The sequence below is a fragment of the Mesorhizobium sp. M7A.F.Ca.CA.002.04.1.1 genome (genome assembly GCF_004022805.1).
In the GTDB taxonomy this organism is placed as follows: Bacteria; Pseudomonadota; Alphaproteobacteria; order Rhizobiales; family Rhizobiaceae; genus Mesorhizobium; species Mesorhizobium ciceri.
In genome coordinates, this window is sequence record NZ_RZPL01000092.1 from 1 (window position 1) to 11,499 (window position 11,499).

At 58.2% G+C, this 11,499-nt stretch carries 12 protein-coding genes; 9 read left to right on the plus strand and 3 right to left on the minus strand.

Annotated elements, in window-relative coordinates:
• Positions 1-670: 670 nt before the first annotated feature.
• Positions 671-1,444, plus strand: a complete 774-nt coding sequence (locus ENZ75_RS07375) for a hypothetical protein (protein WP_342030137.1) — start codon at positions 671-673, stop codon at positions 1,442-1,444.
• Positions 1,445-1,493: 49 nt separating this feature from the next.
• Positions 1,494-2,921: a hypothetical protein gene (locus ENZ75_RS07380; RefSeq protein WP_127224116.1), complete on the plus strand. Its 1,428-nt coding sequence runs from the start codon at positions 1,494-1,496 to the stop codon at positions 2,919-2,921.
• A gap of 205 nt (positions 2,922-3,126) precedes the next feature.
• Here ENZ75_RS07380 and ENZ75_RS07385 read toward each other — a convergent pair whose 3' ends face one another.
• Positions 3,127-3,936, minus strand: coding sequence for a thermonuclease family protein (locus ENZ75_RS07385; RefSeq protein WP_181172675.1), 810 nt, complete (start codon positions 3,934-3,936; stop codon positions 3,127-3,129).
• Between the two features lie 244 nt (positions 3,937-4,180).
• Between ENZ75_RS07385 and ENZ75_RS07390 the strand changes: the two genes are divergently transcribed.
• The gene (locus ENZ75_RS07390) at positions 4,181-4,990 is read left to right on the plus strand and encodes a sulfite exporter TauE/SafE family protein (RefSeq protein ID WP_063168140.1); all 810 of its coding nucleotides are present in this window, start codon (positions 4,181-4,183) and stop codon (positions 4,988-4,990) included.
• Here ENZ75_RS07390 and ENZ75_RS07395 read toward each other — a convergent pair.
• Together ENZ75_RS07395 and ENZ75_RS07400 are read right to left on the minus strand one after the other, a co-directional pair.
• Positions 4,984-5,226 carry a DUF982 domain-containing protein gene (locus ENZ75_RS07395; protein WP_063168141.1) on the minus strand — a complete coding sequence of 81 codons (243 nt, stop codon included), beginning with the start codon at positions 5,224-5,226 and terminating at the stop codon, positions 4,984-4,986. The genes ENZ75_RS07390 and ENZ75_RS07395 overlap by 7 nt on opposite strands.
• A complete protein-coding gene (locus ENZ75_RS07400; protein WP_063170253.1) occupies positions 5,226-5,417 on the minus strand; it encodes a hypothetical protein in 192 nt (63 codons plus the stop codon). Before ENZ75_RS07400 ends, ENZ75_RS07395 begins: the two co-directional genes overlap by 1 nt.
• 953 nt (positions 5,418-6,370) lie before the next feature.
• Between ENZ75_RS07400 and ENZ75_RS07405 the strand changes: the two genes are divergently transcribed.
• The 6 genes from ENZ75_RS07405 (at position 6,371) to ENZ75_RS07430 (ending at position 11,374) form a co-directional block, all read left to right on the plus strand.
• Entirely contained in the window at positions 6,371-6,934 is a 564-nt protein-coding gene (locus tag ENZ75_RS07405; protein WP_063168142.1) for a recombinase family protein, read from the plus strand.
• A gap of 486 nt (positions 6,935-7,420) precedes the next feature.
• Positions 7,421-8,041 carry a sigma factor-like helix-turn-helix DNA-binding protein gene (locus ENZ75_RS07410; RefSeq protein ID WP_063168143.1) on the plus strand — a complete coding sequence of 207 codons (621 nt, stop codon included), beginning with the start codon at positions 7,421-7,423 and terminating at the stop codon, positions 8,039-8,041.
• A gap of 701 nt (positions 8,042-8,742) precedes the next feature.
• Positions 8,743-9,159, plus strand: a complete 417-nt coding sequence (locus tag ENZ75_RS07415) for a hypothetical protein (protein ID WP_063168144.1) — start codon at positions 8,743-8,745, stop codon at positions 9,157-9,159.
• A 456-nt stretch (positions 9,160-9,615) separates the two neighbouring features.
• On the plus strand, positions 9,616-10,089 hold the full coding sequence (locus ENZ75_RS07420; protein ID WP_063168146.1) for a hypothetical protein: 474 nt from the start codon (positions 9,616-9,618) through the stop codon (positions 10,087-10,089).
• Between the two features lie 89 nt (positions 10,090-10,178).
• Positions 10,179-10,568: a hypothetical protein gene (locus tag ENZ75_RS07425; RefSeq protein ID WP_127224118.1), complete on the plus strand. Its 390-nt coding sequence runs from the start codon at positions 10,179-10,181 to the stop codon at positions 10,566-10,568.
• Between the two features lie 338 nt (positions 10,569-10,906).
• Positions 10,907-11,374: a hypothetical protein gene (locus ENZ75_RS07430; protein ID WP_063168148.1), complete on the plus strand. Its 468-nt coding sequence runs from the start codon at positions 10,907-10,909 to the stop codon at positions 11,372-11,374.
• The last annotated feature ends 125 nt before the right edge of the window (positions 11,375-11,499 follow it).

Genomic DNA, 11,499 nt, shown 5'->3' on the forward strand with positions numbered 1-11,499 from the left:
GCCTTGGCCGACCATGTTGCGGCCGCGATAATTGACGCAACAGCTAAAACTCTCAAAACTGAACGCATAACTGGCTACCCTACCCTGCCCGTCACAAGTAAGATCCAGTTGAAGCGCCATTTCAAGCGCCAACTGTGAAAGGTTCGATTTATGGTCAAAGAACTGATTGACGCCTCAATGATCTGGCACGGGTATTAGAAACTATGTGCAACCTCTACAATATCGCCACGTCGCAAGAGGCCATCCGAGCCGGCTTTGCGGGACATGTTGGGGAACTTTGAGCCGTCCATAGACTTCGATCCCGGCGGTTCGACCCGGTGGTTCGCTATCCCATACCCCTCCGCTCCTGCCTTAGGCCGCCCTCAGGAACGGGACGGTAATGGCAGCGGCGAGGCGCGGCCTGAGGTGAAGCGGAGAATATCGTCGGCTTTCGTAAAGGTACGCGGACCGTCGCCTTGTATGCAAGGAGCTGGAGGACTAACGTTCCAATCCTTGAAAATCATCAACGTGGACGCGACATTTGGATGCTTACCTAGCGATCGCTGAGTCTATCCTTCGGATCGAACGGAGACCCTTGAGTCCCCGCGCGATGTTGGCTGCTGCCTATCGCCTCGGCTACGTGCCAACCCACTTGCACGGACGGACGCAGCATAAGACGCTCGGAGCTAGGTTGAGCGAAGACATCATCTCTCATCGCGACAACAGCCTTTTCTTTAGGACAAAGCCAGGGCGCTTTTTCCTTAGGGAGTTCCTCACTGACGACACCATTCCCGAGGACCACAGGCAACCGATCGCTACTCGACGCCGCATGCGCGAACTATTGCGCGGGCCTGCTCTCGCAGTTGACGTTAGCGACCTTGCCCTGATCGCGGAAGTCGGCAGACCAATTGAACCGGAAATAGTATTCGGCCTGCTACGCTCGAACCGCTACCGTTACGACAATCCAAAGGCAAAGCGACCCAGCAGCGTCTTTCTTTGGTCTTTTGTGTCGGTGCGCCGCGACCGCGAGGTCCTGAGCTACAGGCTCGGCCGCTACCGCGATGACCGTGATGCATTCATGGCGAGACGTTCAGTTGGATTTTCGACTCTCGTTCATCTTGAGCAACGGACATTGTTCAATGACGACTTCGGAATTGTGGACTCGGGTGTCCAAGCAGCAAAAGTTGACCTCGATGTTCCCGAGATTAGAACGCCGGCCAGTGTCAACCGGCTTGCTGCTCACCTAAGGTATTTTATGTGGGTTTCGCATGGTGAGGGGCAGAATGAACTGCTCGCGATTATTTCGTTCGAATGCCCACACTGGTTTCATCCTGAACGGCGGCGACTGGCGTTGAACGACCTGACTTGGCTCGACTTGCGCACTCCTGTGAATAACGTCGATGATTTCGACCCATGGTCACGATACGTGTTACTGACAACGGATCGAAACCTGTCAGCCGGCTGAAAACTTGGCATCATCGTCGCTCATCTTATCGGGGCCAAGCGTTGCGTATGTGAAGTCGCAGCTGGAAACGTCAGACTCTGCGCGAACGAAGCGTGCACTACAATATATTTGCCGAATATACAGACTTGGCTATCGGATCGTCCAAAGCGAACTTCTTGGCGTTCAGCAATCAATCGTCGGCATTCTTTACACCCGAAAATCGGACGAAAAGCTGAGGCGTTGGGCCTTGAATGCATTGGCGAGATGCGGAACGGCGGCTGTCAGCCTCGAATGTGTGATGGGAGTTTTCAAGGAATTTAGTTCCGACCCGCAGACTGCAGCGGCAGCCATCGCCGCGATTTACAGGATGAAGCGAGACGCGACCAAAGCGATAGACGATCTCGATCTCTTCGACCCGCAAATGCGAGTCCTTGCGGCCCTGCAGCATGTGGAACATACAAAACTGGACCTGACGGGCATTCCGGTCGACATTGAGAAGGCGTCGGCGGACGTCCTCAAACTTGGCTTAATCGTTGTCGGCTTGAACAGAGCCCCTCACAATCTCTTTCATCCACGGCACAGTAATTCCGAAATCGTCAAAGCGCTCGGCGCTTACGACGACGATATTGTCGTCCAGTATACCGTTTGGGCCGTGGCCGAGAACGACAACCTATCTATTGACGATCTGGGTATCCCGCTCAGTTCGGTGGAGAGCAGGCCACCAAATGTACGTGGCTGGATGTATCGCGCGATCGCCATGCACGCTAACGCTGCCGATCACCAGGATTACATTGCCAACGGCGCCGGCGACGATGAGGCTGAGGTCCGCCTCGCTTTGGCTATCGGGCTAAAGGATACCTATTACGACGGGCTCGAGGCTTTGGCGCACGATTGGTTCATGACCGAGGCGGACAGTGAGATTGCTCATACACTCATGGACCACATGGTGCGCCATGCGGATCGGTCGCCAACATATGAATGTACTGTGCTCGACTTCTACGAAAGAGAGGCGCAAAACTCTCTCCTGCGTCGGAGGATCGAAGGACACGCCGCCAAGACCGAACTCTACAGCAAGCTCATGCGTATATCATTCGACGGTTCCGACGACTTATTCAGGAGCATTAACGTGACCAACAATACCACGAATATATCTGGCGGCATTAATGCCGGAGCTGTTTCAATGGGTGGCGATGCGACGAACACGGGGGAGATCAATGTTAATTACCAGCCGCAAACGATAGAGCTGATCCAGGCCGAGCTTTCCAAGGCGATCAAAGCCATACACGACTCCGGCGTTGCCCCCGAGCTTAAGGAGCATGCGCTTGAACACGTGAAGGCGGCCCAAATAGAGCCCACACCCGATAAATTGAAGAAAGCGGTCGACGTCCTTGGCAAAGTCGAGGACGGGGCGAAGAAGATATCGGGAATTTCGACAGCAGCAGTTGCCATCGGAACTACCGCTATCGCGCTTGCCAAACTCATGGGCTATGTGCCCTGAGCTTCGTGAGCTCATCGTCCTTTCATTGATAGAGCCGCATCACTGCTCATGATCGCTGCCAAATCCTCAGCGTACGGGTGGTCGAGGTGTTCAGCCGGCCACCTCCATGCATCAGCAGGCTGCCCGGTGACAGGCCGTTCTCAGGATCAAGGAAGATCGGCGGGTGCCGAGAAGGCGTTGGCAGTGTGGGGGTTTTAAGCGCAGCCTACCCACACCAAGGGCGTGGCGTCGGCGGACAGCTTGTAGAGCCACAGACGAACGGTACAGCCAGCCCCTCTGACACCAATATGTCGCCCACATCCTGGCCATCGGCAAAGAGAGAGCCGCAACTTCGCCCGTAGTTGCACTTGCCGGTGCCCTCAGTGCCTGCCGGGCAGGAACATGGAACCATCTTCAGCTCCAGCTTCGCCGCAGCCACCAACTCTTTGAGGCGCGCCTTTGCTCGCTGACCAAGGTCTGCCTCAGCGTCGCACCTCGGCTGGATGCTCTCAGGCGCATTGAAGCCCACCAGCCGGGTCCCCTTGTCGGAACCGTTGAGGCGAATGGTGTCGCCGTCGGTGATAGTGAACTGCGAGCTTGCGAGCGGCGCCCGGTCTCCCGTGCCTGATCTCGCGAAGGACGGCATGGTGGGCCAAGAGATGTGCTCGCCCTTCTCGACGTATGAGTAGATCAGCGAACCGACGATCAGCGCCAGCGCGAAACCGAAGGCTCTGGTGAACCGCGCCGCCAAGTATCTCACCTCCCTAGCGACCCGGCTGCCTGGTCGCCGTGGCTCCCAATGCGGCGACGAAGTGGGACGGTATGGGGCTGTTTGGCTCCGCTCGAAGTTGCTCGATGGCGCGGAGCCTATTATCTCATAGAGCTTCGCAAACTGCTTTGGGCTTAGCCGTGTGCGTGGGCCGTACTTCGCCAGCCGGACGTGCATGTCGAGCAGGAATTGCCGCTGCCATAGGGTAAGACGGCCGCGAGTAAGCACAGCCTCGACACGGGACTTCAGGTCGTCCTCGGTCTCCAATCCGATACCTCACGCCTGCCTTACAATACTGCGCAGGCGGTTGGGTGTGAATAGGCGTACGCACCGGGCGGAAAGTTGCACCTCGGAGAGGCCTATCTGGAACACCGACGACCTAATCGCCTTCCGTCAAGGCTCCCCTCTAGGCCCCCCCTGACGTTCTCCCAGGTGTGGCTTAGGGGGATCAGGTACCTAGTAGTCCAAGCCAAGATGGCCTACAGCGTTGTTTCCCACGGAGTACAACGCAATGACCGATGAGCCGCTGCCAATCGCCCAGGCGTCACCCAGCAAGCCGCTCGCGTTCGGAGGCGGAATGGTTATCGGGGCGCTTGGCGGTCTCGTAGGTCTCGGCGGCGCTGAGTTCAGATTGCCGCTGCTGATCGGCCTGTTCAACTTTGGTGCGCTGGAGGCCGTGATCCTGAACAAGGCCATGAGCCTGATCGTGGTGGCAACCGCGTTGCCGTTCAGGGCTCAGACAGTCCCGTTCGGGGAGATCGCTTCACATTGGCCGATCATAGCGAACCTCCTGGCTGGAAGCCTAATAGGTGCCTGGCTCGGGGCCGGATGGGCGACCCGCCTTCGAGCTGAGACCCTCTACAAGACCATCTCGATCATACTCTTCCTCATCGCAGGGGTGCTGTTGTTCGGCCATAACGCTCATGCCAACAGTGCCTTGCTCAGCGGTCCAGCACAGTTGATCGCAGGGGTCTTCGCTGGGTTCATCATAGGCATCGTTGCGGCGCTGCTCGGGGTCGCTGGTGGCGAACTGCTGATCCCAACGCTGATACTGTTGTTCGGGGCCGACATTAAGCTCGCCGGCAGTCTCTCGCTTGCCGTGAGCTTGCCGACCATGATTGTCGGGTTCGCTCGCTACAGCCGCGACCAGAGCTTCTCAGTCATCCGACGCAACATCGCGTTCGTATTGGTCATGGCCTGCGGCTCGGTTGTCGGGACGTTCCTGGGCGGGCAGATGCTTGGATTTGTGCCGAGCGGTGTGCTGCTGCCCCTGCTGGCTGCCATCTTGGTGATTTCAGCGGTCAAGGTCTGGCGTCACTGACGACGCAACATCCCTTCTTCCTCGGCAGCTTCCTCGAATGCTTGCCGAACGTCCTCTGGTGACGCCCGGTCCTCGAACGCGTCGATGCAGGCCTGCACCGCCTTGTTCCACTTCGGCCCCTTCCTGGGCCACTTCATGAGTTCCTCGGCCGCCCCCTCAACGTGACTGATGCCTGCCGTGATGCCGACCCTATCGGACCTCACGTAGACCGGAGGGTTGAACCAATGGAGAGCCATCAGAAGTCACCTCGGTCGACCCTACGTTTCAGGTCTGCAGCATTCAAAAGGTCGACCAGATCGTCGGCATACTCCATGTCGAGACCTGTGGCTGGATGACCATCAGGCTCAGCCGGCTGCCCGGTGAACACGTCGAACACCGTCCAGGTCCCATTCGGTTCCTTCTTGAGGTCGTACCGCTGCTGGGCCATCTGGGACCTCTTGGGTGGCAGCCTTTTGGGCTTGATCGATTGCATCAAGAAGCGAGGCTAGTGTTGGGGGTAGCTCAGGGTCAACCGTCAGGCCGAAGGCCTTCTGTATGTCTCGACGATTGTCCCCGTTGCGTATCGATTCACGAAGGTGGTCGGCCACGGTCTTGTGACCGGCTTTGTCGCGCTTGGCCATGAAGCTGTCCCCTAAACCCCTAAATTATTGTGTGACAAAAGCTCCGTTTAACGGCGCTCAACGTATTGTCAGACAATTGGTTCCATTAGGAGGTCGGAATATTTGATAGTAAAATGTGAGCGGGTGATCGGACAACTGGCACGCGCGCCGTCCCCCCGTGGGGGTGCCTCCCGGCCGTCATTGATCCGCGCCCGCGTGGGACGTGATGCGCGCGTGATCGCGGGCGTTCTCCCACACAATTCCCCACATGCAACGCGCAACACCATGCAATCCAAGGCTTGCCAAAGGATATGATATCCCTTCGATGCATTGGGAGGGTGCCAAGGGTGCGCCAAAGGGCGCCGACAGGTAGCCGGAAGGGTGCGCTATGTTTCGCCACTTGTCCGGCAATCGGTGTATTTGTCGGACACAAGGGTGTAGGGTGCCCGATGATCGCTGACCCATGCTTCCAAATCGTCTTATCCGGCGCGCTTCGCCACACCCTCGTTGAGACCCGTGTTAACATGGTTCGAGCGCGCGCCGCTCTTGCCGAAGCTCGCATGATCGTGAGGGATGACACTGCGCGCCGCTACCATGTGCGCCTAGGTCTCACCCTAAAGAAACCCTTTCGGCACCCTTGATCGGCCCCTAGCTCCGCGCGTTACGGCGGCGACCCATTCTTTTCCGTCCACAAACCTATACCTTTGTGAACATGCCGCTTGACATGTACACTTATCGTCCACTAAGTGATGTTCACCAACACTCTTAGAGGAAAGTGCACATGATCATCGGATACGCCCGTGTTAGCTCGACCGGACAAGACCTCGACACCCAGCTTGAGAAGCTCACGTCTGCCGGGGCCGAGAAGGTCTTCAGCGAGAAGAGGTCCGGCTTGGACGAGACGAGGCCGGAGCTTGAGAAGGCGCTGGAGTTTGCCCGTGACGGTGACGTGTTTGTGGTGACCAAGGTGGACCGGCTGGCAAGATCGGCGGCACACCTCCACCAGATCGTCAGGGACCTCGATAAGAAGGGTGTCGGCTTCAAGGTGTTAGATGACGCCTCGCTGGACACGACCACCCGAACTGGCAAGCTCGTGTTCGGCATCCTCGCCAGCATTGCAGAGTTTGAGACGGCGCTTCGTAAGGAGCGGCAGATGGAAGGCATCGCCAAGGCGAAGGCCAAGGCAGAAGCCCAAGGCGAGCCGTGGAAGACTGGCAGGCCCGTGACGCTCGACCATGATCGGATCAAGGCCCTGAAGGCCGAGGGGCGCTCTGTGAGGCAGATTGCCAAGGAAGCCGGGTGTTCACCTTCAGCGGTCCAGAAGGTGCTGGCCGTGTTGGCCTGACGTTTCCATAAAGTATGGAGCGAGTGCTGAATAGGGAGGCGATTACCCCACCCACTAGCACAGGAGGGTGGCAGTCAGCCCACTAGCCCTACGAAGGCGCAAATAGGGTGACCACTAGCACTACGAGGGCGATAAGGCCCCCACTAGCACTGTGAAAGCGGCCCCATAGGGACACCACTAGCACTATGAAGGCGATAGGGTGACCACTAGGACCACGGGGCGATTAGACCCCATACCCCCACCACTAGCACGGTGAAGGCGAATACCCCCTCCACTAGCACTACCCAACGCTCTTCACCCAAGCTGCCCCGTGCAGTTCTCCCCTGTTGCGACCGCCTGTTGCCCTGTTCGGCTCTTCCGGGAGACAGGATGTGGCGCTTGTCGGGGCAGCTTTGGTGAGGCGCGTGTGTCCCTCTATCTGTCCTCCGATTTTGTATGAAATCACCCGTCAATTATTTTGTATGAAGCACCACGAAAGGAGCCAACATGACCGTCTTCCGTCCCGTCGAGGCGGATTTCTCCGAGGTCTCGGATCACTGGACTGCCGAGGTTGAGGCATTTCAAAGGAAAGGCCCCCGGTGGACAACCCAACGCTACCAAGAGGCCACCCGCAAGGACACTGAACGTGCGCCAGAGTTCAACCATAAGGCCACCCTCGTCCTATGTGCTGAGGGCTTCTCACAGCCCGCATCAGCGAAGGTGCTGGGGATCACCGACCGTGCTGTTCGGTCTCACCTGTCGCGCCCATGCGAGGCTCTGGAAGCTGAACGCGAGCGGATGGCTTGGCGGGGCCGTGTACAGCACCATGAGGTGACCAAGCGCGGGCGCGCTCCGTTCGATGTCTGGGCTCACCTGAAGGCGGGTAAGGCTCCCGTGGTCGCTGATCTTCTCGGCTTCGATCCGTGGACAGCCGAGGGCATCGGGGCAAGCACCCGCGAGAGGGTCGCTTTCTACATCGTGGACGGATGGTCACAGGCTGAGATTGCCAGACTGCTGGGCATCTCCAAGCAGGCGGTATCGAAGCATGCTGCCGCTATCAGGAGATTGTTCAAACCGAAACGAACCCGGAAGTTAGGAAGTCGGCCAAACCTGATTTCACAACGCTAACAATGACATGAATGGTTGACTACCTACTATAGGGCTTCCACTCAGGGACCTTCACTTCGGGTGTTACCTTGGTCAGCCCCTTCGGGTTCCTATCGTCGATAGGTTTATCCGAAGATAACACCAAGGTTCTCCTGAGTTGCTCAGGGACATAAGACACACCCTCTAGAAAACCCTCTGTAACAGAGAAACCCTAGAGACACCCTTATATCAGGATGTCATTGGTCGCTTCGCTCCGAAGACCATGGAATATGTCTCCTGAGTACCTGATCACCCTCAGTACTGCTTCGCTCACAGCTTTGGTCTATTCTCTGGGTTTCCCTTGTTCCAAGGCCATAGCCAGAGGGAACTCCAAAGGACGCATGAAGTCTGTCCACCTGATGCTTGGATGACTGATGATCTCCCTCCACAGGTCTTCACCCTTCCACGTCAACCTGAGGCGTCCCTTTAAGGGAGGCCTTCGAATGTCACCACCAACACTTACCCGAAAGGATCACAATGAACATCACCACAGGAGCCGACCCCTATCATGTCGACTGAGGCCGACCGCATTGCATGGCGAATACACGGTCGAGAATGGCGAGCAGCGAACCCAGAGCGCGCTAAGCAGATCAGCCGGGAATGGTATCACCGCAACAAGGCTCGCGTTGCCGAGGTGCGGAAGATGAAGCGAGAGGCCGCCCGTCTGGTGAAGGGGACAGCCAATGGCTGAGACAACCCGCCAGATCACCCCGGCAATCCGCGTTGTCGAGACCGACCGTGAATGGATCATTCAGGCAGCTGAAATAAAACGAACCCGGAGGCGGGGAGCGGAGCCGACCGGCAAATGGATCGACCGCGCATACATCACCAGTCGGTCAATGCTGAACTTGGAACTGAGGCGGATGGTCGGGGCGAAAGGGAGCCTTCTCGGACATGTTGAGCAAGGCGTGCTGGACTGGCTCAACAGGCTGCCGGTTCGGCATCCGGCACGAGACCGGGAGTCCAGCGTCATTGATATGCTGGAGGCGTCTACGCCAGGTAGCGAGCATGGGGAGACCTTCCATGACCACCTGCCGCTGATCGTGAAGCACGGCCCGCTTAGGTGGCGCAACGACCGGAATGCCCGCTTTGAGCCCTGACCAAATCAAGCGGGATTGGGTTTCGACCTACCCGAACCGTGAGGCAGCCCTTGCCTTGGTCGAGTGGCTGAAGGCAGACAACTGGGAGCGCGTCTCAGAGCTTGACCGGAGGCTGACAGAAGTCGGCATCGACTGGACGGGCAGTTTCCAAGAGGCTGCCGAGCGGTGCTTTGAGGTCTACGGCTACCCCGATTTGGAAGCCGTGGCGGTTGCCCGGAGGGTCGCCGAGGTGTCGCTGCGGCCGACCCGCTCAGCGCCACGGGGAGGGCCCACCGGAGTCAGCGCCGGCCGTTCCCGTCCAGTCACCCCAGCCACACCTAGCGCGCGTCCTGAAGGCGCGCAGACGATGACCTACGGCTTCACGCCACGGCGCTGATCCACCCAGCATCATCAAGCCCAACCCGCACCCGGAGCACTGACGCGCCGGGTCGATCAACCACGACCAGATTTGAAGGAATGAACGACATGAACGATTTCAACAAGGCCAGCGGCCTCATCACCACCGGCTCAACTGACATCCGCGCTCAGGAAGCGCGAGACCGACAGACCCTTGAAAACCGGGTGGCTCAGATGCGGCGTGATCATGCGCAATCCGAGAAGGACCGGCAGGAGGCGGCTCTCCAAGAGCGTATCGCCCAGCAGACGGAAGCCGGCTTGCGGGCCAATCAACAGCTTCAGGCAAAGCGAATGGGGATCGTCAATACCGGGCAGGCCATGACCGATGGCCAGAAGGCGCAGATTGCGGCAGCAAAGCCCATGAACGGCTCCGCACCGCAGGCCCTTGTGGATCAGCTTGCGGTGACCGTTGGCGGCATCCAGTTAGGACCCCAGCAAGCCAAGGACATGGCGGCTCGCGGGGAGATCAGCCAGGGCGATTACGTCGCCGCAGTGAACGCGGCTCTGGTCCCATACGGCTATTCTTTCAGGTAGCCACGGAGGCCGAGAGTGACGGGGCGGTTGATGCCGCTCCGTTGCCTACCGTGGATGGGAAGACCGACGAGACCAACGACACTGAGGAATTGACCGACGACGAGAAGGAAGAGAAGCAACATGCCGAGTTTGTGCGCATGGCCGATCAGAGCCTTGATCGCTTCAGGGACACCCATAGCGAGGCCCAGCAGCAATTCATCGTGGACGCCTATGTCGAGACCGGAGAAATCCTTACCGGCGAAGGCTACGGCATTGACGAGGTGGAAGCGGCTGTTGTCGAAACTGCATTTACTCAGCACCTCGATAGGAACGTGCTGCGGCAGCATGGGCTGACACTGGCGACGTACTTCGAGCATGTCGATGAGGCCGACTACCCGGCACTGCGCAGGGCTGCGGCCAAAGGTGAATGGCACGTCTTCCACGGGCATGCCCAAGCCATAGCAGCGGCCCGCAGAGACGGTTCGGCTTACAGCGAGTAACCATAGCAGCACCTTTCCTACCCCCGATGCATCGCCCCAAGAGGTGTGTCGGGGTTGGGATTTTCAGAGCCCAAGCCCGCCGCGCCGCGCGCGTCTCCACAACCAATCGCCCAGGGGCCTTGCGTCTCCTCGCCGACAGCCCCCGGCATCTACGCTAGCAACCGGAGGGGTCAGCTCGCCATTGCGGGGAGCCCAAGCCACTCAGGGCTTGTGTATTCATGAATGTGGTTGCTTGTTCGGTCCGCACCCGGGTCCGAATGGTATTGCGATGTATTACCTCGGACCTGACTATCCATCTCAACGCTCCTTGAGGTAGGGTATCCGTTGGGAGGCGGGAAATGTGCAAATGGCTCAAGACCAACAGTGACGCTATTCAAGCAGGATCGGCGATCCTAGGTGTCGCAGTGGCCGTCATCGGATTTTGGCTGACGATCTACCAGTTGTCCTCAGCAAACCATTCGCTGCAAGCCTCAAACACGTACACCATCCAGCATGATGCCCGGGAGATTATTAGTGAAATCATCTCGCGAGGAAATGTTCGGCCCCTGATTATGGGCACATTGCCCGCAGGGAAGAAGGAGGAAGCCAAAACCGACCTCTGGCAAATGCTGAATTTCTATCTATCGGTCTTCAGGCAACTTCACGCTGGCGGAATCAACCAGAAGATAGGCGCTGCTTTCGGCAAGGATTTTTGCGATTTGCTCGACAAGGCTCCGGTGGCTACCGCATGGGACGAGCTTCTTAAGGAGAAGAGAATAACAGACGACTATGAGGAAATGAGAAGGACATGGTGTGGCAAAAAATAGGCTCATAGCTCTGGTGCTAATCTATCTGGCACTCTGTGCAGGGGTGCACGCCGGAGAGTTCGGCAACGTCCTCGTCGGCAGCGCCGAAGCGACACAACGGTCCCGGGAAGCAAGTGCCACTGCAC